Below are 23524 nucleotides of genomic sequence, written 5' to 3' on the forward strand. Positions count from 1 at the left end.
TGCATTATGAAAGTTATTGGTTTAATTGGAGGATTAAGTTGGGAATCGACATCATTATACTATAAACATATTAATACACTTACACTCTCTCAATACGATCAAAATGCGAAGCTAGTTTTATATAGTATGGACTTTGGAGAAGTAACTACTTTATTACAAAACCATCAATATGAAGAAGTAAAAAATGAACTAGTCACGGTTGCAAAGAAGGTTGAAAAATCTGGGGCTGACTGTTTATTAATGTGTTCAAATACCGTACATCTATTTGCCGAGGAAGTAGAACAAGCAATCTCTATCCCGCTTCTTCACATTGGTGATGTAAGTGCTAAAGAAATGGTAGAACAAAATATAAAACGTATCGGACTATTAGGAACAAAACAAACGATGGAGCAAGATTTCTATAAATCACGATTAGCGAAATATGACATTGAGACAATTATCCCAAATGACGAGGAAAGAACGTTTATCCATCATGTCATATTAGATGAATTAAGTAGAGGGATCATTTCAGAAGCATCTAAAGAAAAGCTATTACAAATTACAAAGTCATTAATTCAAAACGGCGCTGAAGGTATATTACTAGGCTGTACTGAAATACCTTTACTCATCTCCCAAAATGATCTTACTGTTCCCGTTTTTGATACTGCTTTTTTACATGCAAATACTGCTGTGCAATTTGCTGGATAACACTATAAAAGCATAAAGGTGAGAACCTCTATGCTTTTATAGTGTTACAATTATTTATTTAAAAGAGATTCAATAACTGCAATTGCTTCTTTTGAACCACCACATTCTAAAAAGCTATCATTAAGTTTTCGTATACCATGTTTATACTTTTCATTTGAAAGAACATCTGTTACAGCCTCTTTTAAAGTGTGCACATTAACATGTTCTTTCAATAGTCGCTGTGCCGCTTCAAGCTCAGTTAATCTTTGCGCTATCATAGGCTGATCTTTATCGTGTGGTATGATTACAAATGGGACATTATAGTGAATCGCATCGTGTACGCTATTCATGCCACCATGTGTAATAAAAACATCTGCTTCACTTAATATTTCTGACTGGGGTACGTATGGAGCAATTATAAAATTATCTGGCGCTTGCTTTATTTTTGAAATATCATTTCTATCACCAATTGCCATTACGACTACCCCTTCAAAATCTAAAAAAGCGTCGATGCAAGTATTAAAGAATGGTTCGAGCCCTTCAAGAAGCGTTCCCATTGAAATGTAAATTACTTTCTTATCTTTAAGTGATTCAAGTGAAAACTTTACATTTGTTTTCCGTCTTGAAAAACCCGGCCCAATAAAAATATTCTTTTCTCCGAAAGAATCGCTATTAGGTTGAAAATAACGACTTGTGTACACGAGACAAATATCACCCTTATTATTCATAAATTGAAGATTATTCTTTGGCTTTACTCCAAATTCATGTTCCATCTGATTTAGTAATTTTTCAGAGAGCTCCTCGGGTTGGAATGGTATATCTGCATTTGGATGAAAAGGTAATGTCTTCAAAAATTCTAGCGGAATTAAAAATATAGGTGAAGAAACTACACCTGGAACTTGTAAATACTCTTTTACTAACTCTCCCGCACCAAATATATCATAAATTACGAAATCAAATTTTATGCTTTCACATAATTGTTTCGTAATTTCTAATATAAAGATAGAAGTTTGAACATGTACATGAAAGAAAGCATTTAACCCAGATGAAGTTTCAGCATCAATAGAAATCTCCTTTAATAGATCTGGATGAGTATGTACAGTAGCGCCTAAATCTTCAAGCCTATCTTTAAAGTTTTCCGTTGTAATATAATGTACGTTATCCCCCCGTTCAGTAAAGGCTTTCACCAAACCTAATGTAGGGTTTACATGTCCCTCTGCTGGAAAATTAACTACTAAAATATTTAGCACTTATTTCTCACTCCTTACGTTTCATTGTTTTTATTACGCATATTGTTATTTGTACAAGTAATCTTCCCCTAATAGTCCTAATACGCTCGCTACATTATGTTGATAAATAATTTTCAGTCATTAACAAAAAAAGCATCTACCTATGTAGATGCCTAACCGTGATAAGGAGTGTTCTGTGAGGTTAGAACAAGATTTTCTGCTTGTCCTATGCTATCAATATATGATGTTTTTTATAAAACGTGAATAATTAATAGAATTATTTTAACCATTTTATTTGATCTAATGGATAATATACCATTTTCACTTTACCTATTACATGTGACTCATCTATAAGTCCAAGTGTATTTCTACTATCCATACTATGATTGCGATTATCCCCTAATACAAATAATTTATGCGAGGGAACTTCCATTTCTCTAAAGTTTGAAAAACGATTATATACTAGTAATGTGTCTAATTGAATATATGTCTCATCTTTATTTTTTCCGTTTATATATACTACATCGTTTCTAATTTGTATTTTATCTCCTGGTAATCCAATAATTCGTTTCACATAGTATGTAGGCTCATTTTCTTTATTTATTATTACAACATCGCCATGTTGAAAAGACGAAAAATAGACATTCACCTTATGAACAAGTATATGATCTTTTTCATTCAAAGTAGGTTGCATCGAAATTCCTTCTACCATACAAAACAAAAAAGAGTTATTAATAAAAATAATCCCAATTATCATTATGATATAACTACATATGTTCCTCCAATATTTTAGAATAAACAGCTTCATATATACCTCATTTCTAATCTATCCTCATATAAAAACGCCTCTAGTTCAAATAAATGCTAGAGACGTTCCTTACATTTTAATTCTCTTTAGAATTATCTATATTTGTAGCTTCTCCAGTTAATCGCTTATTTTTCAATTCAAAATAAGCATCTAAAATTTCTTTTCCAATATCTGAATTAATACCAGATTTATCATTGATAACCCATGGTACAACTACAGAAAAAGCTACTTCTGGATTATCATATGGCGCATATCCTGCTAATGTTAAGTTATAACATTCTCTTCGCTCGCCTTTTTCATTTCTTCCAATATCATTTTCTCCACCGTATACTGTCTGTGCAGTACCTGTTTTACCAGCTGGTTTATATGATGCTTTTTGGAACGCCCTTACTCCTGTTCCATCACCTTCTTGGAATACCCTTCTAAAGCCTTCTTTTACTTGATTTATATACTCCTCTTTCATATCCACTTTATTTAAAACGACTGGTTCTATTGCCTGCATTACTTTACCGATTTCATCTTTTTGAACAGTCTGTTCTCTAATTTCTTGAACAATTTGTGGTTTCATACGATAACCACCGTTTGCGATAGTCGAAATATACTGTACAAGCTGAAGCGGTGTATACGTATCATATTGACCGATTGAGTAGTCTAGTAAGAAACCAGGTTGATTATCTTTTTTACCAATTTGGCCAGCTGTTTCATTTGGTAAATCAATGCCCGTTGGAACACCTAATCCAAATTGTCTGAAATAATATCTCATTTTATCAAAACTTTCCTGTTTAATATTTAACGAGCTATTTTTCACATACTCTACACCTGCAATTTTTAATGCTGTGTTAAACATATAGACGTTAGAAGAAACTTGTAAAGCTCTTAAATCATCAATATTTCCGAACGCTTTCCAAGATTTTTTCTCCCTAGTTCCTTTAAACTTCATAGGTGCATCATAAAAATAAGTACCTGGTGTTATTGCTTTTGTTTCAAATCCAGTTAATACTGTTGCCCCTTTAACTGTTGATCCTAGCTCGTATGAACTTGTCATCGTGCCTAAAGCATAATCTTCAACTTCTATTTTTCCTTCTTTTTCTACAAGTCTTTTCCCTGCCATTGATAATACTTGTCCATTTTTCGGATTCATCATTACAACGAAAGCACGGTCCAACATCGATTCAGATCCTTTATATGCCTTTAATATTTTTTCTATGCTCTCCTCTACTTTTTTTTGCAACTCCATATCTATTGTTAAAGTTAAGTTTTTACCGCTTTTCCCTTCAGTAACAGTTTCCGTTCTAATAGTATTTCCTTGTTTATCAGCAATACTTCTTACTTCTTTTTTTGTACCATGAAGTATATCTTCGTATTGCTGTTCGATATAACTTTTGCCAACCCTATCATTTCGGCTATAATCACGCACTAAATAATAATCTAATCGTTCACGTGGCAATCCTTCATCAGCATTTGAAACGTTACCAAGGACGGAACGGAATAAACCATCATTTACATAGATTCTCTCCCAATCAACTGATGCGTCTACACCTGGAAGATTCGCTAAATTTTCACTAATCATCGTGTATTCCTTTTCACTAACGTCCTTTTTAATAATCTGAGGCGCCATTTGAAAACCTGAAGTCATTTTACTTTTAATAGCTAACAATTCTATATCTTTAGTCGTTAGTTCTTGAAGATTTTTATCTGTAACGCGCTTCCTTTTTAAATCTTCTATTTTTTTGTCTAGCTCTTTTCCGGTAATATCCTTATCTCGGAACTTTTCTATTTCTTTTTTTGATACTAAGTCTTGAGTAAGTTCTGGATTTAACTGCATCCAAAAATCTTTCTTATCAGTCTCCGTTAACTTATCTATATCTTCTTGCGGCATTTCAATTATGTCTGCAAGTTGTCTTGCTGTTTTTAATATTTCTTCTTGTTTTACACCTTTCACTTTTGTATATGTAATCGTACGTAAAGACTTATTATCAATTACTGGATTTCCTTCGCGATCAAATATTTTCCCTCGTGGTACAGAAAGACCAACGGTTGCTTTTTCTCTCTTTTCTACTTCATTTTTATATGTTTCTCCATCAAAAATTTGTACTTTCCCTAACTGAATAATTATTCCAGAAAACAACAAAAATACACAAAGAAATAAAATATTTAACCGAAGAGGTACTACTCCACCACTTTTTTTCTCTTGTTTTTTCACCCTGTCATAGTCTCCTCCTTAAATTTTTCTACTAATAAACACATTACTTTGTACAAATATTAATATAATGTGTAAAACTTAATAGAAATTAAAACAAAGGTAAAGAAAAGGTAAAGTTTACTAAATTAAATATAAAAATACCCAATAACAAAAAGCTTAGCTTTCACTAATCGCTTTGTTATTGGGTATTAAGTGATTCAAGAGTTACTACTAGCGCGTAATGATATACATCTTTCGTCACAATTAGAAGGAAATTGTTTACTCTGAACTTTCGGTAAGGAAATAGATACTGTTGTCCCGACACCAACCTCACTCATGATACCAATTGTCCCTTGATGACTCTCGATAATTTTGTAACTTAACATTAATCCAATACCAGTCCCTTTTTCTTTCGTACTATAAAAAGGCTCGCCTAACCTCTTAATTCTTTCTTCAGGTATTCCTATTCCTTTATCTATTACATGAATAATGACACCATCATCATTTGTTTCTTTTATGTGGATTGAAATTCTTCCACCATCTGGCATAGCTTCGATTGAATTTTGCAAAATATTAATAAATACTTGTTTCAATTGATTCTCTGAGCATTCAATAATTATATCTTCGGCATCAGTAAATAGTTCAACTTGAATATTTGTCATAATTGCTTTTGTATTCATTAACGATACGACATTTTTAAAAATTTGATAAATATTTTTCTTTTCTGTATTTATCTCATCTGTTTTAGCAATTGACAGAAATTCTTGAAGGATTGCTTCTATCCTTTCAATTTCAGAAAGCATAAGATCAAAATATCTTTCTTGATCTTCTTTATTAATTTGGAATAACTGTATAAAACCTTTAATTACAGTTAAAGGATTTCTTACTTCATGAGCTACACCAGCTGCTAATTGACCAATTGCTGCAAGCGTATCTGATTTGTTTAGCAATTCTTCTGTCTTCTTCCGCTCTGTGATGTCGCGTACAATAATCATAATTTTATCATGTAACAATGGTAAGCACCTAGCCTCAAAGAAATCAATACTTCCATTAAGTGTGAGTGGATATTCTACAATTACATTCGTTCCTTTTTCCTTCACTTGACTAATGGCTTCCTGAAACTGCTGCGCTACTGGAGATGGTAATACTTCGTAAAACTTTTTCCCCATAAAAGCTTCTGCAGGTACGTAAAACTTTGTAGGAGACCCTGCTTTGTAATCTATAATTGTGCCATCATCTTCTGTTAAGAAACATAAATCTGGTAAAGCTTTAAAAATTAATTCCAGTTCAGACGTTTGTTGTTTTAACTGCTCTTCTATCGCTTTTAAATGTGTAATATCTACACCAACAGCCCAATAACTATATCCTGTTACAGGAAACTGTTCTGATATATTCGACCACATTATTGTTTTGATTTCACCATTTTTACATGTTAAGTGCATTTCCCAATCTCTGAAATTTTTTCCACAAGTTAAAAATTTCTTTTGTATTTGATGGCGATAACTATGATCAGGATACAATAATCGAAGTGCATTTGGATTTCCAATTATTTCTTCGGCGCTATAACCTGTTACGATTTCACATTCACGATTCCATAAAACAAAATCTCCATTATAATCAAGCGCATCGACCATAACGGGCATGTTTTGTAAAATCGTATGTAGTTCCTCCTCTTTCTGAGAAAGCAACGTTGTATTTTTACTTTGAAATACTTTTATTGCGCCATCTAAAATTAAACTTGAGAGCATTTCAAAGTATTTTTGACAACTAAAAATTTCGCTTTTTTTGGACCATACAACAAAAGATCCTAAATATTGATTGTATAAGAAAATGGGGATTTCAATCTTTGGAAGTTTACTTTTTTTTATTTCATTCATTCCGAATGAAAAAACACACTCTTTTTCAGCATCAAGAAGTTGATGTGATATGTTAGTTAATTTATAAAATTGTTCTGCCATGGTTTCTATTGTACTCACATCAATAAGTTCCATTAGCCGCGAATTCATTCTTTTTTCACCTCAATATGTAAAATTAATACAAATTTAAAATTCATACTTCTTCATTATACGAAGAAAGCTAGTATAGGTATATAGCTGTAGAATAATTATTCGAACAAATTTTATTTTTCAATTAAAATCAGAAAAGAATATCTATACTAAATGTACCTATAATTAATAGGTTTTTCGTTCATCCCTCACTGATTGTTTAGATAACTTGAATTCCTCTTTACATTCACTGCATTTTGTCTTGAGATTCATACACGTCACTAATAGCAGTATAAAAATGCAATAAGTATAAAGTTCATAAAACATTCACAATTTTCATGAAAAATATACACATTTATTCCAATATATTCTATATAATAAAATGTAATAAGGCTTCTATGAGTCTCATAGAATACCTTACCCCTAATAAAAAAGAAAACAAGAATCCAATTGGATTCTTGTTTTCTTTTTCAATTACATTACATATTTATATAAAGCATGTGCCACACCGTGTTCTTCATTTGATAACGTTTCGTATTTACACATCGCTTTTATTTCTTCAACTGCATTCCCCATCGCAATTGATATGTTTGCCTTTTCCATCATAGAAACATCGTTTAACCCATCACCTATCGCTACCGTATTTTCAACTGGAATATTAAGATGTTCTGCTAAAGTATATAATCCATTCCCTTTTTGAGCATCTCGATGATTAATCTCTAAATTGTGCCAATATGAAGAAGTAATTGCTAAATCTGTATTATGAAGAAATGTTTCTTTTAGTTTTTTTAATTTCTCTATATCGTAAGAAAATGGTAATAGTTTATGCACGTGTATATCTGTTTCTACAATTGTTTTACAACTTTCCGCACTATGAAACGCTGTATGCTCAAGATATAATGCTGCGATTGTTTCTAACTCTTTCAAGTCGAAATTTTCTTTTGAATTCTTTACATACTCAATTTCATTACGTACACTCTCTACTCCATAATCCGGTACATACACACCTTTATCAGTATAAAGCTGATAATACAAGCCATTCTCTTCAAGATATTCTACAATCTCAAGTGCCTGCATATTTTGAATTGGGTATCTCTTCATCATTTTTTTATCTTTATATATAAGCGCACCATTTTCCGCAATAATTGGACACTCTAAATCAACTTCTAACAATAATCGTTCAATGTCAACAATAGAACGTCCTGTACAAATTGCTACAACATGGCCAGCTTCTTGACATGTTCGAATTGCTTCTGCGTTTTCTTTACTAATCATTTTATTCCCCGAAAGAAGAGTTCCATCTAAATCAATTGCGATTAATTTCATTATTTCTTCACCACTTTCTATAAATACACGAGTTCTAATTCATTATTAGGTATCGTTTTCATACAATCCTCGTGAGGTACTTCTTATTTATAATTTATGAAAAGCGTTTCAGGTCAAGAAATAATTAAAAATAAAATCAAAAGCTTTTCTTTTTAAAGAAAAGCTTTTGATTTCAAACTATGAATTATAACTAATATATTTTGTCTCACTCATGTACACATTCTTTTCTTTAGTTGGGATATATACTTTAAACTTTTCTAAACGTTTTCCGTAAACATGAATAGTGATAACGCTTTCATTTTTAGTAATCTCAAGAATATGACAATCAGCTGGTGGAATCACTTTATCTGTTTCTCCTTCTCCCAAATAAAGATTTCCTGTATGCTTTAAATAAACAAGTGAATTTGCAAGCTGTTTTGTTTGTATAAAGTTCTGCACCATTATCCTACCTGTAAAAACGCCTTCTACTCCCCATGTACCATCATGGTCATGTAACGGTGTAGATTGTCCATCTTTCCATACGAGAGCTAGTACTTCAAAACGTTTGAGCGGATCTTCATACAGTAAATGTCGTGCATATTGAGTCAAATTCGCCTTCTGCTTATCTAACGGAAGCCATGTTTTCTTTTCTAAAAGTTCTTCTAGTAACTTTTCAATGCCACACACGATTTCTTCTTCAAATAAACAATTTTCCATAAGATCTGTAACACCTTTAATAAACTTTTGAAATGATTTACTTCCATTACAAGTCAACATAAGAATCCTCCTCTACGGTTTATACAATTCCATATTAAGGTAAGTATTAAAAACTCACAATTGAGAAACAAAAAAAACAAGATGCCAATGTATGCACCTTGTTACGAGTTTTATTTAGCTTTCAATCGAATAGGTAAGTATTTTAATGTTTGTTCATTTTCCAATATACAATCTTCTAGACAGAAAGATGAAGATAACTCTATTTTTTCAAAAGCATTTATAAAGGTAGTTAATGCAATCTCAGCTTCTAAACGTGCAAGTGGTGCCCCTAAGCAAAAGTGAGGACCTTTACCAAAGGTTAAATGTTTTTCATTTCCTATTCGATGTACATTAAATTGAGAGGCTTGTGAAAATTTTTTCTCATCTAAATTTGCTGCGCTAACCCACGCAACAATCATCTGATCTTTTTTCATTAAAGGGCCAAATATATTTGTATCCTCTGTAATCCTTCGAGCTAATGTAACAGGAAAACGAAAACGTAATACTTCCTCAATCGCTTTTGAAATTAAGTTAGGTTCTTTTCTTAACTCTTGATAAATTCCAGGTGAGTCTACTAAAAAGCAATAAAAACTATTAATAATTAAATTTGTAGTAGTTTCATTCCCAGCCGCTAATAACCCTAATGAAAAGGTTACAATTTCTTCATCGGTTAATCTTTCGCCTTCATATTCAGCTCGAATTAAATCGGAAATGATATCATCTGTTAAATGATACCTCTTTTCCTGAACAATCGGTAGAAGATATGCTTTGAATTCATGTAATGCTGTCCCTTTCTCGGCATCCAGATCATTAAATTTTTCTTTACTATACGGCATAAATAAAATATCAGACCATTCTTTAATTTTTTTACGATCTGTTGTTGGGACTCCTAATAAATCGGAAATAACAGTAACAGGTAAAGGTGCAGCAAACTGTTCAACGATATTAACTTCACTACATTTTTCGATATGTTGTACAAGTTCATCTGCAATAGCCTGTATTCGAGGTTTCCATTGTTCTATACTTCTTGGAGTAAATGCCTTAGATACAATGGAACGTACATTTCGGTGTTCTGGTGGATCAGTAGAGTTTATATTTATTCTAGTTTCTAAAGGAGGGATTGAGAATTGTCTGCGCTCCCTTCTACTTGAAAATAAGCGATAATCTGATAAAACACGATTTACGTCATCGTATAAAAAAACATTCCATACATCCTGCTCTTCATCATAATGAACCGGGTAATTATCCCTCATCAAACGATACCATTCATACGAATTCCATAATTCTTCTTTTGTTTTCAGCTTTGAAATTTCATGAACTAAAATAACATTTTCAGGTGAAGCCATAGTTCTTTCCTCCCTTTTCTTTTACAATAAAAGTGATAGGTTGGCAGTTCAAAGTTGTATAAACTAACATATGTTATTTTAACATATGTTAGAGGGGATTTTTCATTAGACAACTTGAGAAATATATAAGGGGGATTTTTATGTACGTTGACATTTTACTACTAGCAGAATTAACAACAGGACCAAAACATGGATATGAAATAAAGAAAAACATTCAAAATCGGTTAGGTGCGAATTTCGAATTAAATCACAATATGCTTTATCCCACCCTTCGGCGCTTTGAAAATATGGGGGCTATAACGAAAAAAATACATAAACAAGTCGGAAAACCAAACCGAAATATGTACGATATAACAGAAACAGGAGAAGAAATTTTTTCTGAAATGTTAAGAGAGTTTCCTGAAAAACTTGCGACAAACAATGCAGAATTTCTTGTTCGTATCGCGCTATTTGAAAAACTTGACTATGAGGCTAGAAAAGAGATTTTGACTGTACGTCAAAACGTACTACATAATCAGCTTACTGCTATTCAGTCTCTAGATGTTGCCTCATCTTTTATTACAGAAGTCATTGAATTTAGTAAATCACGAATTGAACATGAATTAAGTTGGATTGCATCACTCATGAAGAAAATATGAAAAAATAACAAGAAAAGTTAAAAATAATGAATGAAAATGAGATTTATTATCAATACTATAATTAATAAAAGGGCAACCACGATTTGGCTACCCTTTAAAAATTTATATTTCTGGATCAAAAGTTTTGCAATCTGTTTCTTCTGTTGTTGATGCGTGTTTCCCTTTATTACTTACTACATAAATTGCATCTGCACTACATTTATTACCGTTAGCCCAAAATTTACAGTTGTTTACTTCACATAAAACGTCTTGTGCCATAGTATCACACCTCCTTGTTCTATTATCATTAACAAAATTCGGAGGTATGATACTCTTTGTCATGTATTTTTTATTACCTTTTCAGCTTTCTTAATGGTTCAATATTTCCTCGTACAATTGCATCTATATTTCCAGTTATTTTTTCAATATCAAAATGCCACCATTGAATTTGCAATAATTCTTCTATTATTTCATTTGAAAATCTCTCTTTTATTTTATTTGCAGGGTTTCCACCAACAATTGTATATGGTGCGACGTCTCTAGTCACAACAGATTTAGCCGCAATGATTGCACCATCCCCTATTCTTATTCCAGGCATAATAGTTGTATCCATACCAATCCAAACGTCATTTCCTATAACTGTATCACCTTTGTAAGGTAAATCAGACAAACTAGGTGTATACTTCTCCCACCCATTTCCAAATATATTAAATGGATATGTCGAAAATCCATCCATCCGATGATTCGCTCCGTTCATAATAAAGTTAACTCCAGATGCAATGCAACAAAACTTTCCAATGATAAGACGATCTCCAAGAAATTCATAATGATGTAATACTCGATCTTCAAATGTTTCTCCATCTTTCACATCATAATAAGAATAGTCACCAACGAGTATGTTAGATTTTGTTATTGTATTTTTTATAAATTGAACGTTTTGATTTCCTTCAATAGGATATTTAACATTTGGATTAGGATTCATGTTGTACAGCACTTCCTTTACTATTTTCACTTTCTACTACAATTGTTGGCTTTAGGTTATATATAGGTAAAATAAATAATAATCCAATAACAAATAGTAGTGCGGTTCCCTCGTACATCGTACCTAATGAAAACATCTCTTTTAATGAACCAGCAATACTCATCGTTACCACCATTGAACCGGTAAATAGTGGACTTAAAATACCATTTACCCTTCCAATAAAATCAGTATCACTATTTTGAATAATGAGCGTATTAATCCCTATTTGGATACACGGAAGAGCTAAACCGCTAAAAAGTTGAGCAGTAAGTGTTAACCATAAATTTGTGGAGTAACCTATAATACCGATGCCAATCGCCTGACCAAGCATTCCTACAATTAACATCTTTTGCGGAGCAACGTTTTTCGCAAATACCATCGCTATAGCTCCACCAACAATCATACCCGCACCATTTACTGTTAATAGCCACTGTAAACTCTCTTTTGATAACCCTAACTGCTCAGTCACAATAAATATCCCTAGTGGCTGAATTAATCCTATACCTAGTCCTGCAGCCATAAAACAAAGCCCTAGCAAAGTTAATGCTTTTTTCTTTTTAACATACTTAATACCATCCTTCATCTCCTGCAACAGAGTGATATTTTTCTTTTCTACGTCGTTTTCAAGATCTTTCGGAAGAAATAACAATACAACTGCCGCAAGTAAAAATGAGATACCTGTTATGATGATTGAAATATAAATTCCAAAACTATGAAAGATAAATGTCCCTAGGATTGGTCCTAATACCATAAATATTGCAAATATCGTTTGATATATAGACATTGCTAATTGAATTTGTTCCGTTGATAAATGTTGTTTAAACAACTTCATTCCAGATGGTTGTGAAAACTGTGAAAGGATTGCAGAGATGAGTGTCACAAAAAACACAATTTTCCACGTTCCAAACATAAGCGTAATTAATACAGCGAATACTGAAATGGAACTTAACGTTTCACACCATATCATTGTCTTCTTTGGCTTCCACCTATCAGCAAAAGTTCCGCCAATAAACGAGAAAATAAAAATTGGAGCGAATTCAGCAACTGAAATCATCGAAATAGCAAAAGCATCACCTTTTGTCATTTCCATTACATATAGTAATACCGCAAAGTTTCGAACCCATATTCCTATTTGTAAAAATAATGCTGATGCTAAAATCCCTTGTACAAACCGATTTTTTAATACTTGTGATACCCCATTGTTTTGTTTCGTTACTACATTTGTCGACATAAAAAGCCTCCTATTTCATGTTCTGAACAGGAGGCAGCACAAATCATATAAAAAGACTATATATTCGCAGAGCGAAATACACCCCTTTTCTATACATGTACAGACTAACCCTATTCAGAAGAATATTTCGTTTTTTAACGAAGATCTCTTACAAATAGAATTAGTTGATCATTGGGATGTTTTCACCCTTCCGTTTCGAATTTAAATAACACATACATACTCTATGTAAATCAGTTTCGATGTATGCATGTCTCCCTTTAACTATTCTAGAAAGTTAAAGGCAATTCCTCTAAAGAACGCATTAAATAGTTACCTTGCCATTTAATGTCTTTACGATCGCCTTTTATTTGTAGTTCCGGCATTCGATTAAACAAAGTAGTAATAGCAATCTTCGCTTCTAACCTAGCAAGCGGAGCCCCTAGGCAGAAATGGCTACCATGACCAAAGGCGATGTGACGATTATTCTCGCGAGTAATATCGAATACTTCCGGATTCTCAAATACTGTTTCATCACGGTTAGCGGAAGCTAATGCAATGACAACCATATCCCCTTTTTGGATTGTTTGTTCATGAATTTGAAAAGGTTCCGCTGCCCATCTTGCAGTTGTAACCTCAACTGGAGAATAATAACGCAATCCTTCCTCAATAGCCGAATCAATTCGTTTTGGATTATCTTTTAATAACTGTAATTGATTTGGATTTTCAAGAAGTGCTAATACCGTATTTGTAATTAAATTTACTGTCGTCTCGTGTCCTGCTACAATTAGTAACATTATCATTGAATATAGTTCTCGAGCGCTAAGTTTATGCCCTGCACTCTCTGCAACTATTAGAGCACTTACCAAGTCTTCTTTCGGCTCTTTTCGTTTCATATCAACTAAATATTGAAGATATGTAATAAACTCAGATAGTTGTTTTTCAGTTTCTTTTATTTCTTCAGGTGTTTCTGGCGATGCAATAACAGCATGAGACCAAATTCTAAATTTTTCTTGATCCTCTTTTGGAATACCAAGCATCTCACTTATTACAATAATCGGTAATGGGAATGAATAATCATCCACAAGATTTAATGTACCTTTTCGCTCTATATCACTTATCAAATCATCCGCTATTCTCTGAATTCTTCCGTCTAATTGTGCAATCATCTTCGGTGTAAAAGCTTTTTGAACTAAAGAACGCAAACGACTGTGGTTAGGTGGATCTGAATTTAGCATATGTGTTGTTAAGTGGTCACTATTGTCAACGGATAGATACATGTTCTTTGTATCTTGAGAAAACACATTTGTCCAATCTTTTTTTAAACGATTATCTTTTAAAAGCGGCAAGGCATCTTCATATCTTGTGATAAGCCATTCCGCACCTAGTTCAGTTTTATTCACAAATAAGATAGGTTGCACTTTTCTAGATTCTTTATAAACTTCATACGCATCTTCTTTAAACTGAGCTGAAGCTAAATTAATGCCATCCTCTATTCTTAGCCCAACTTTGTTTTTCATTGACATTGTATTCCCTCACTCTCATTTGTTTTTGAAAACCAACCAACATATGCATTATACTCTAATAAAAACGTGAAAATTGTAAATTTTTAATCAAAATCTTACTTCGTATATTGAAAAATAAAAAAGTGAGGGAGTGAAATCTTTCCACTCTCTCACTTTTCTTTATGCGAAGCACATAAAATTACTAATTTGTTGATAACGGTAACTTACTTTACGACGACGACCACCTTGCCAAGTGTAACCTGATACTCCGTTTCTTCTCACTTCAGTCGGAAAGAACCATAAATCTCTTCCAAAAGGACCAGGACGATGTAAGCGTAAATAGCCCCATCTTCCTAGACAGTTACACATCCATGATTTCATATTGCCTGCTTGTGCTGGAGAAGCAAATGTAGATGGTAGCGATGGAGCTTGTGACGGTGGTGGTGACGTTGGAGCATCTTCCGCATCATCTGGTCTATAATCTTCTTGTTCAATATCTCTCACTTCATTTATAGATTCATAACTGTATTGTTGTGGATTATAATACATTGCTTGATCATATGGATAATTTTGTTGGTTATACATATTAACAAACCACCTTCTTTTCATTCATTACCTTTAACATTCATATGTGATATGCCCTCTATAGGAAGCTTATGTATAGCCTAAATGCAATAAAAAAAGCCCTTATTTTAAAAATACGGGCTTTTTCACAAATAATATATTTATTATTTTCGTAGCTTCACACTATATAAACGCATTTGATCTAAGGATCCTTTATATTCAAATACCTCTCGTTTAATTAACTCTTTCAAGCGATACTCTAAAAACGTATCTCCAACTAATTGTTCCACAAGGCCAAGTGCTTCACCAATTACTCTAGGAGCTTTAAGGAACTCTTTATCAGCGCCTACCTTTTTCGCACAATCAATAATGAATTGATCAAAATATTCCTCATGTACAGAATGAACTTCATTCTCTTTCCACACTCTTAAAAATTCTGTTCGATCAGATAAATGATTCCACTCATTTTCAAGAGTTATTCTGCTTTCTGTCGTTAAATATGGTAAATCTACAAAGGTTCTGTGCAAAGTAGCTAAACTTTCAGATGATAATTCTCCCGTTCCACGAATATCATACTCTTGTCTTAATATATCTCTACTTGCTTCAGACGTATTAATAACTCGAATGTTTTTCTTATCCTTAAATTGTGCCATTACAAAATTTAAGCCTACATGTTCATGTGCATTATCGGCCTTCCAAATGGTAATTGGTGTTTCAGTAGGAATTGAATGTAGATCTTCTAAAGCTTCTATAAATCTTAACAAATATTCTTCTTCAAAATAACTATCATAAGCAGTTAAGTTATTTATTAACCACTTCTGTCTTGCTAGTTGCCCCTCATTCGTATGCAACTTATATATCGGTCCAATTGAAAAGAATTCAGAAAAAGCAACAACACACTCTTCATGTAGTTCTTCTTGACTTAACATATATTTTAAGCAACCAGCTGTTGAATCATCAAAAGCAATATGTACGTGCGTACTTTCTTTTACATCCCTTTTATAAGTAGTATTACTCGTTATTTGTTTCGGAATATCCATCAAATTTTTAATTGTACCTTCACTATAACTTTCTTCTAATAAGTTTAACTGTATGAGAATACTTTGAAGTAAATCTTTGGCCTCATCTTCGTACATATCCTCAACAGCATTTTTAATTTTATCTATCATGTAAACCCCTCAATTCATTGCTAAAATAACTTAGATTATAGTGTATCATTTTAACATAGTTCTTTAAAAGTTTTTTTTAAGTCAAATCATTTATTACACAGATTGCTGCAGCCATCTAAATTTTTAACAAAAGCTTTCTCTATATTGATCTCAAGCTATAGACCTATAATATTTTTTGCTTTCCCCCTATCTTTCTTCCGAAATCACAATAGTTGCTAAATAAAATTTAAACACTTTGTAAATCTTTTTATTTAAATGTATAATTATATAAAAATTAAAAACTACAGGAGCAATATTAATGGAGAAAGTACTTACTAATTCTAAACGTTATTTAAAAAATTGGAGATTTATATTTATTTGTATATTACCTGCTGTCGCCTTATTAGTTACTTCCGATGTCATCTTTGAACTACTGTTTCATCAAGATTTCTACTTATCTAACTTAGTTTTTGCTATCATATTATTTTTAATATTTATTAAAGTTAAAGATAAATTTAAAATTAAAGGCTAAAAAACTATAACTATAATTGTAAAGAAACCATTTGGATTTCCCTTTTTACTTCAAGCACTATTTCAAAATAGACCTTTATTATTGCATCCTACTATTAAATAAGGATCGTGATAATATTTCATAAAAAATAAGAGCACCCCGCAATTGGATGCTCTAATGTGATTAGAGGTTTTTTCTGAGCATTAAGTAGGACACGAAGATCTTGTCCTACTACATAATATATGCTTGTACTTATTATTTCGTGCATCTATTAAGGCACCATGTTCAGATACTTAATAGATTATAGTCATTGCTAAAAAATCTGCTGAAATATTCACAATTACGATATGTATAAATTAAAAAACATCCCAATGGATGTTTTTTATCTAATGATTTTAAGCTTCCATAAACTTAGCCGGTACACCAATTTTTTCAACTACAGAAGATATATTAGTAGGATTAATCATCACATTTTCAATGCAGACTAATTTATTTTCTAATAGCCCATTCTCTGTAGTAATAAGTTCTTCAAACCGATCTAAAGTCATTGAGAATTTGTGTTCACTTCCACCATTCATACAGACTTTTACATACTTCATAGTGTCACCGCCTTTCATAATAATCTATATTTCGATAAGTAGGCGCTTACATCCTTTTTATTTACTCGTAGATTTCTCACGCTTACATGTATTTTGAGAAAAGCAGCTACTATTATTTACTTACAAAATTATTGCTAATAAGAAAGAAAAAGATAAAAATGCACAAAGTGGAATATATAAAATGGTATCCATTCTAGCAAAATGGGTATCTTTTTGTCGTTTAAAGATGCCAAAGTAATTAAACTCACCAATTACTCTAATAAAAAAAACAATCATACAAATCCAAGAGCCCGCTTGAATAATAATATGAGGAACTGCAAAATGTACAACATTTGCTCGTTGTAATAAAATCATTGCTGCCATACTTAATAAAAATGCTATGAATAATGTCATTCCTGCATGAGGTGTAAACGCCTTTTCCCAAAATTTAGTAGGAATAACACTATTTGTACCCCACTTACCTCCGAAAGCCCAATAAACATGTAAAAAGCTAACTAAAAATAATATACAAACAGAGATATATGTAATAAACATTTTGTCCTCCCATTATTTTTATTTTAGTCCTCACATTTAAAATATGCTATGAATCCTTTATAAGCAATCTTTATTTAATTACAAAAAAAACCTTAATAATTTTTTGATAAATTATTAAGGAAAGTGAATTCTATTATGCATTATACCTATTTTTTCGGCGTTCCATTCTTGTTTGACCTTGAACTACATTAACTGCATTTTCTTTGTATGGATCTATTTGCTCTGTCGTTTCATATGTTGCAACTGATTCTTCGTACTTATACTCATGGACCTTTCCTGGCATTTTACGTTTAGATTCTTTCCCACTAAACTTAAATAATTTCATCTTTAATCTCGGTAATCTTGGAAGGCGAATCTTAAATGATAACCTTTTTCGTTTCTTTTTTTTGTCCAAGTAGATTTATATTTTCTTTATTATTATCTTTCTCTTTGCGATGAATGAACATCGTAAGTAATCCTCCTAATATAAGTCCTCCAATTAGTAGTAATATATATACATAATGGCTTGTCATTAAACTCGTCATGCGTTCAAGTATGACGAGCGACTGTACTTCTTTTATATCCCATAGTAAAGCGGCCCATAATGAGAATAAGCCCAAAGTAAGTCCATATGTACGAAAACGGAATAAACATGGAATTAACGCGACACATGCAGCAATTTTTGCGTTTGTCAGGATTGAACTTATTGAAATATCCTGATGCCAAATAACTAACAATAATGTTATAAATGGTGCATACGCTATCCAGCTACATATACGAGAATACATCTTTTTAGCAAAATAACTACCGAAACTAGTAAAAAATAAAAGTCCTCCAATATATAAAGATTGTTCTAGAGGGATTTGCTTTGTAATTCCTGCAATTGGAAAGAGGCCGCTCAGTAGCATTAAGAGCACATCTAATTTCTTCACAATTCCCCATTCCTTTCAAATTTTTTTCAATTAATAAAAATCGCTTGTCCATATGATGTAGTTTTTGTATTTCTAAAAAACATCTTAATCCTGTATGCACATAAAGTAAATATGTAAACGAAAAGATACTTGACAAAGGATATCCTTATTTACATGAAAAAATGACAAATCCTGATCGATATAACGAGCAGGATTTGTTTACTCGTATTTAAAGTAGAATAATTGAATCTTTTTTTTCTATTTTTACTATATCTACATCCAATTCATCATCAAATTCTTTAAACTCTCTTGCATCTATGTCAGTAATATAACTCTTTATTACTTTTTCCATATGCACGGAATATGTTATGTGTGCATTCTTTTTCGAAAGCATACTAGAATTACAGCACATGTAATGTATCATTTTAGCGATATAATCCCTTTCTACAGGTTTTACCCCTAATGGTAGAATTTCAAGTATATATCGCTGGAAAATTTCACTACAATTAAGTGAATATTCACCAGTGCTATAATACATCCCTTTTTGATCTGCATATAAGCCAATGCTATCTAGAGCATCATCACGTTCTATTACACCGTAGCTTGGTACATCAAAACCTGTATTTATTCTAATAATATTTAAGTTTGGAATCTTTAATACCTCTGGAACCATATCAGGTAAAATATCTATATTAATTTCTTTGTTTTGTAACTCTTTTATCCAATACTTTCTCAAATTTGCATCTATAAGGAAGTAAACTTGTTCATTTTGTTCTTTTGCAGGTTGTACAATTTCCATTAATGTTTCAAAAATAAATTGTTTAAAAAGAGCACCCATATCATTTCTTTTTGATGGTTGTGGTAAAAATGCCTTATGTTTATTTATATTTAATAATAAGTAATCAATCGTTCGCCACTCTGTATTCCCATATAATTTATATAAAATTTCTTTTCCTTTTATTTTTGAAAAAATAGGCAAGAAATCGAATTTCGAGATTCGTTCAATTGATAAATTAACATATGTACAAGGTAAATTTATCTTATTCCAGCTACGCTTCAAAAACCCTTTTTGTTCTAATAAACTAAAAACACTATTTATAATTGTTTTACGAGATACACTTTGGCCTATAAATAAATTAATAAATGTTGAAATACGGTTTGTTCGTGCAAATCCTTCTCTAATGATTTGTTTTGGATCAATTTTTTCGCGGCCATCACAATTTTCCATTGCGATTAATGCTAATGTCGCATCACTGCGCTCACCCGCAGTAGCATAGACGGCTTTCGTTACATCATCTACAAGATTTGTTTTATATTTTTGACAATATTGCATTTTATATGGATTTTGTAACACCTTTTCAATATTGTATCTCACAATCTTTAATAACACTGGAAAATCTGTATTCAATACATAAGATGTTTCACCAATTTTAGCCAAAACAATTTCGCTATCAAGTAATGCTTGTTCTATTTCCAGTGATATATTTTCAGACCACACTTCTAATGTTAATGTCTCTAATCCTTTTGGTGCAAATAAAGGAAATAATTCATTTTCATTATTTGTTGCTACCTTTTTACATTCTGGAAGTATTGTGAAATAAGAGAATTTGCGTTGAAATTCTTTAAATAAATACTCTCTTTCCTTTACTTTTATACCCGCTTCTATTTTAGTACCTTGAACTTTATATATTCTCTCATTGTATGGAAATAGCACCCTTATATTTGTCCCTACAATATAATCTTTCGGACATTGGAGAATATGGTCTAAATCCACCTCTCCACCTAAATGAAAATCATCTTTTAAATTTCTAAATATCTTAATCCATTTCATGCCGGTTATAGCTTGTTGGATTTTTAGTTTTATAAACCGAATTTTTTTATTATTTGATGCAAACTCTGGGGTAGAAATCAATATCATGCCTCGTTTTCGTCTCAAAAGTAAAGGAATATCTGGATGGTTATATTCTTGATAGAATCTCCGAATTCCTATTGAAATATTTAATAATGGAGCGTTCTCACCACCACGGGTTATGCATTCAAATCGATATACATAGGCGAAAAAATCTTGTGTTTTTTCATCTTTTATCGGCTCTGACATCGCCTCACAAATATTTTGTGATCTAAGAGGAGAAAAATAAATTTCTTCATGTGTATTTTCTAAATATATAGGCCGCTCACAAAAAATATGTGAGATTAAAGGGGGCACCCACTTAGAATACGTTTTATTATCATGTAGTACTGACAAATTAGAAATCAAATCGGATTGCCATTCATATTTTGGTGGCTCTACTAATTGATTTGGTTTCCAATCATGAATAATCTCATACCAACTTTGAAAAATATAATCGAGCTGCTCTTGTCTAATAGGTTCTTTTGATACAATCCATGGTGTATTTTCATTTAATATGTACGGATTATGCTGAATAAACAATATATCTGAAAACATATCATACAATCTTTCATTCAAACGTTTCAACTTACTCGTTAATAAAAACGTCTTATAATGTATCTCTACAATATCCAGCCATTCAATAGGAAAATATATAAATGATACACTTTCATTTAAAAGGGGCTCGACTATATTTTCAAATGTTAACAATCTTAATTTTTTCATACAATGATCCCTTCCTTTCTTCAGTCGTCTTGATTATCAAAAAACTAGAACAATAGTTACTTAATCTAATCAATTTAAACCAAGTATTTAAAAGAAAAGTAAAAACTATTTATCTAAATAAAAAATTATTAAAATGATTCTTTTAAAAATTAAAAGTAATGATCACATACAGCACCCCCCTTATATTATTGTTTTAATACATTTGAATTATATAATATAAGTGATATATTGTACTTATCATTTACAATAACTTTACAAAAAAACTAAAAAAGAACACCTTAAGTCGGTGCTCTTTTTACGAATATCAACCTTTATGTAATTGAACATATAGATAACAGTAATCCGCCAAATGAAATGGCTCCTAGTAAACCTACTACAAATCCTGTTAAACAAATACAATCAGCAAGACAAATAGAAGACTGCGATAATGGAACAAATGACCTACTTGTACTCGATCCATATTGTTTTATTTTCTCATAATTCATATCTAACATGAAATGTAGACATGTTACACCCTCTTCAATAGTATGTACAGATTCTTTTTCTAATCGGTCCAATAATCTACTATCAAAAGCAGCCGATAGAGGATACTGCTTATCTAATTTCATGTTTTGATACATTAATTGTAAACGAGATAATATATTATTTTTCTTTTTTTCAGATGTTACTGTACATTTCATGTTATTAAATTCATTTAATAACAGTGTCAATTCATCTCTTTTTCCGTATAAATCTTTAGCTATTTTTCTCTTTAGTTTGTACGAATGGATAATAGATTTAAGTTCAACCATATTAATACACTTCCTAATTACATATTATTTACCCAATATTTTATAGATAAACAGCACTTTTTTAATCCTATTAAAAATACACTCAAGCGTCTTAATTTACTATCGATTAATATTACATTAACCTTACACAGTTGTAATAAATTCACTAACTAGAAAAAATCAATCGCTAAACTAGACAGATATTTAATAGTAATACCATAAAAAAAAGCAATGATTAGATTTTAAACCTAGTCATTGCTTTATCCATGCATCCTGATTTACACCTATATATCTTATCGTTACTCTTTCCCTTGAATGATTGAATATATCCATCAGCAATAGCTATATTCTTTGTCGGCATGTACATGTATAAAACTAATGTTTTTTAATTGATAAAGTGAAACTTTAATCAGTGGGGGTTTTCTTCATCCCCCACTGATTATTAGCCCTCACCAATCGGGCTTTTACGGGCAACCTGCTCCCCACCTAACTTCTTTGTTCTCGCTGGATTTTGAGGGGAGTCTTACTGCCCCGTAAATAGCGGGATAAATGTAATCAATATTCATAAGTTACAATTGTACCCGTAGTATCAGTAGTACCACTAAAACCATCAAAACAATTAGAGCAACTACCACAGCCGCCACAACCTCCGCAACCTCCACAACCAAAACAACCGAAGCAACCAATACAACGGAATCCACCACAACGGAATCCGCCACAACGACCTCCACCACAACCGCCACAACGACCACAACCGCCACAGCGACGAGCAGCATCTTCAATATAGTAATATGGATATTGGTTTTGCTGGTCCCAATACATAATATTTCCAGACCGATAATCATTAAGACTTAACGCTTGTAGTTCTTGCTGAAACTGATTCATTTTCATGACCTCCGTTTATAAAATACAACCTCATCGATGCTTTCACATATTTCTGTTCGTTACATCTAAGTAGAAATAGCGCTATAAACTAAGTTCAATACGTACACCAACAAAGTATGACTTATCACTAGATGATGCACCTTGTTCATATACCTATTTTTACTGTGGGCTCATTTTTATAAATAGAAATTATACAATATGAATTCTATCGTCATACCTTCATGCTTACTAAGTTCAATTAATTTCTCAATAACCATGATGCCATATACTTTCTGAGCTCGCCATCGGATATTCCTAGCCTTTTCTAAACACACTCTCCCGTCGTAGCGTCAAAACATCTCCTCCTAGTGACAGGCTTCAACAATGACAATTATGAAATTCT

The 23524-nt window shown here is 31.9% G+C and carries 21 protein-coding genes and 3 pseudogenes; 3 read left to right on the forward strand and 21 right to left on the reverse strand.

What is annotated here, in order from left to right; genetic code table 11:
* Window positions 1-6 precede the first annotated feature (6 nt).
* A complete protein-coding gene (locus COK05_RS18050; RefSeq protein ID WP_098613680.1) occupies window positions 7-687 on the forward strand; it encodes an aspartate/glutamate racemase family protein in 681 nt (226 codons plus the stop codon).
* 50 nt (window positions 688-737) lie between these two features.
* Here COK05_RS18050 and COK05_RS18055 read toward each other — a convergent pair whose 3' ends face one another.
* The 7 genes from COK05_RS18055 to COK05_RS18090 form a co-directional block, all read right to left on the reverse strand.
* A complete protein-coding gene (locus tag COK05_RS18055) occupies window positions 738-1916 on the reverse strand; it encodes a macrolide family glycosyltransferase (protein ID WP_098613681.1) in 1179 nt (392 codons plus the stop codon).
* A 256-nt stretch (window positions 1917-2172) separates the two neighbouring features.
* The gene (gene lepB, locus COK05_RS18060; RefSeq protein WP_098613682.1) at window positions 2173-2703 is read right to left on the reverse strand and encodes a signal peptidase I; all 531 of its coding nucleotides are present in this window, start codon (window positions 2701-2703) and stop codon (window positions 2173-2175) included.
* A gap of 76 nt (window positions 2704-2779) precedes the next feature.
* Window positions 2780-4906 carry a peptidoglycan D,D-transpeptidase FtsI family protein gene (locus COK05_RS18065; protein ID WP_098613683.1) on the reverse strand — a complete coding sequence of 709 codons (2127 nt, stop codon included), beginning with the start codon at window positions 4904-4906 and terminating at the stop codon, window positions 2780-2782.
* Window positions 4907-5103: 197 nt separating this feature from the next.
* A complete protein-coding gene (locus tag COK05_RS18070; RefSeq protein ID WP_141539150.1) occupies window positions 5104-6891 on the reverse strand; it encodes a PAS domain-containing sensor histidine kinase in 1788 nt (595 codons plus the stop codon).
* 453 nt (window positions 6892-7344) lie between these two features.
* Window positions 7345-8196 (reverse strand): Cof-type HAD-IIB family hydrolase, encoded by an 852-nt coding sequence (locus COK05_RS18080; RefSeq protein ID WP_098613685.1) that lies wholly within the window; start codon window positions 8194-8196, stop codon window positions 7345-7347.
* Window positions 8197-8373: 177 nt separating this feature from the next.
* Window positions 8374-8952 (reverse strand): cysteine dioxygenase family protein, encoded by a 579-nt coding sequence (locus tag COK05_RS18085; RefSeq protein WP_098613686.1) that lies wholly within the window; start codon window positions 8950-8952, stop codon window positions 8374-8376.
* A 110-nt stretch (window positions 8953-9062) separates the two neighbouring features.
* Window positions 9063-10277, reverse strand: a complete 1215-nt coding sequence (locus tag COK05_RS18090; RefSeq protein ID WP_098613687.1) for a cytochrome P450 — start codon at window positions 10275-10277, stop codon at window positions 9063-9065.
* A gap of 140 nt (window positions 10278-10417) precedes the next feature.
* Between COK05_RS18090 and COK05_RS18095 the strand changes: the two genes are divergently transcribed.
* On the forward strand, window positions 10418-10915 hold the full coding sequence (locus COK05_RS18095; RefSeq protein ID WP_098613688.1) for a PadR family transcriptional regulator: 498 nt from the start codon (window positions 10418-10420) through the stop codon (window positions 10913-10915).
* Between the two features lie 102 nt (window positions 10916-11017).
* Here COK05_RS18095 and COK05_RS18100 read toward each other — a convergent pair whose 3' ends face one another.
* The 6 genes from COK05_RS18100 to COK05_RS18130 all read right to left on the reverse strand — a co-directional run bounded on the left by COK05_RS18100 (window position 11018) and on the right by COK05_RS18130 (window position 16360).
* Window positions 11018-11173 (reverse strand): DUF1540 domain-containing protein, encoded by a 156-nt coding sequence (locus COK05_RS18100; protein WP_000046092.1) that lies wholly within the window; start codon window positions 11171-11173, stop codon window positions 11018-11020.
* A gap of 73 nt (window positions 11174-11246) precedes the next feature.
* Window positions 11247-11876 carry a Vat family streptogramin A O-acetyltransferase gene (locus COK05_RS18105; RefSeq protein ID WP_098613689.1) on the reverse strand — a complete coding sequence of 210 codons (630 nt, stop codon included), beginning with the start codon at window positions 11874-11876 and terminating at the stop codon, window positions 11247-11249.
* Window positions 11866-13146, reverse strand: a complete 1281-nt coding sequence (locus tag COK05_RS18110) for an MFS transporter (RefSeq protein WP_098613690.1) — start codon at window positions 13144-13146, stop codon at window positions 11866-11868. Before COK05_RS18110 ends, COK05_RS18105 begins: the two co-directional genes overlap by 11 nt.
* A 266-nt stretch (window positions 13147-13412) precedes the next feature.
* Complete coding sequence (locus COK05_RS18120; protein ID WP_098613691.1) at window positions 13413-14648, reverse strand: cytochrome P450 family protein; 1236 nt, start codon at window positions 14646-14648, stop codon at window positions 13413-13415.
* 159 nt (window positions 14649-14807) lie between these two features.
* The gene (locus COK05_RS18125; RefSeq protein ID WP_098613692.1) at window positions 14808-15212 is read right to left on the reverse strand and encodes a hypothetical protein; all 405 of its coding nucleotides are present in this window, start codon (window positions 15210-15212) and stop codon (window positions 14808-14810) included.
* A 143-nt stretch (window positions 15213-15355) separates the two neighbouring features.
* Window positions 15356-16360: a DUF1835 domain-containing protein gene (locus COK05_RS18130; protein WP_098613693.1), complete on the reverse strand. Its 1005-nt coding sequence runs from the start codon at window positions 16358-16360 to the stop codon at window positions 15356-15358.
* Between the two features lie 298 nt (window positions 16361-16658).
* Here COK05_RS18130 and COK05_RS18135 point away from each other — a divergent pair, with 298 nt between their 5' ends.
* The gene (locus tag COK05_RS18135; protein WP_098613694.1) at window positions 16659-16871 is read left to right on the forward strand and encodes a hypothetical protein; all 213 of its coding nucleotides are present in this window, start codon (window positions 16659-16661) and stop codon (window positions 16869-16871) included.
* Window positions 16872-17245: 374 nt separating this feature from the next.
* Here the strand turns inward: COK05_RS18135 and COK05_RS18140 are convergent, their stop codons facing one another.
* The 8 genes and pseudogenes from COK05_RS18140 to COK05_RS32215 all read right to left on the reverse strand — a co-directional run.
* Window positions 17246-17449, reverse strand: coding sequence for a hypothetical protein (locus tag COK05_RS18140; protein ID WP_098613695.1), 204 nt, complete (start codon window positions 17447-17449; stop codon window positions 17246-17248).
* A gap of 120 nt (window positions 17450-17569) precedes the next feature.
* Entirely contained in the window at window positions 17570-17983 is a 414-nt protein-coding gene (locus COK05_RS18145; protein ID WP_098613696.1) for a DUF3995 domain-containing protein, read from the reverse strand.
* Between the two features lie 133 nt (window positions 17984-18116).
* Window positions 18117-18894: pseudogene (locus COK05_RS18150) on the reverse strand (DUF3959 family protein).
* 208 nt (window positions 18895-19102) lie between these two features.
* The gene (locus tag COK05_RS18155) at window positions 19103-21487 is read right to left on the reverse strand and encodes an RNaseH domain-containing protein (RefSeq protein WP_098613697.1); all 2385 of its coding nucleotides are present in this window, start codon (window positions 21485-21487) and stop codon (window positions 19103-19105) included.
* A gap of 311 nt (window positions 21488-21798) precedes the next feature.
* Window positions 21799-22284 (reverse strand): homoserine dehydrogenase, encoded by a 486-nt coding sequence (locus COK05_RS18160; RefSeq protein ID WP_098613698.1) that lies wholly within the window; start codon window positions 22282-22284, stop codon window positions 21799-21801.
* Window positions 22285-22492: 208 nt separating this feature from the next.
* Window positions 22493-22642 (reverse strand): annotated as a pseudogene (locus tag COK05_RS31555) (site-specific integrase); the annotation flags it as partial.
* 170 nt (window positions 22643-22812) lie between these two features.
* Window positions 22813-23142, reverse strand: a complete 330-nt coding sequence (locus COK05_RS18165) for a heterocycloanthracin/sonorensin family bacteriocin (RefSeq protein WP_141539152.1) — start codon at window positions 23140-23142, stop codon at window positions 22813-22815.
* Window positions 23143-23345: 203 nt separating this feature from the next.
* Window positions 23346-23434, reverse strand: a pseudogene (locus COK05_RS32215) (DUF3967 domain-containing protein); the annotation flags it as partial.
* Window positions 23435-23524 lie beyond the last annotated feature (90 nt).

It is taken from the genome of Bacillus cereus, from assembly GCF_002567495.1.
GTDB classification, from domain to species: Bacteria; Bacillota; Bacilli; order Bacillales; family Bacillaceae_G; genus Bacillus_A; species Bacillus_A cereus_AQ.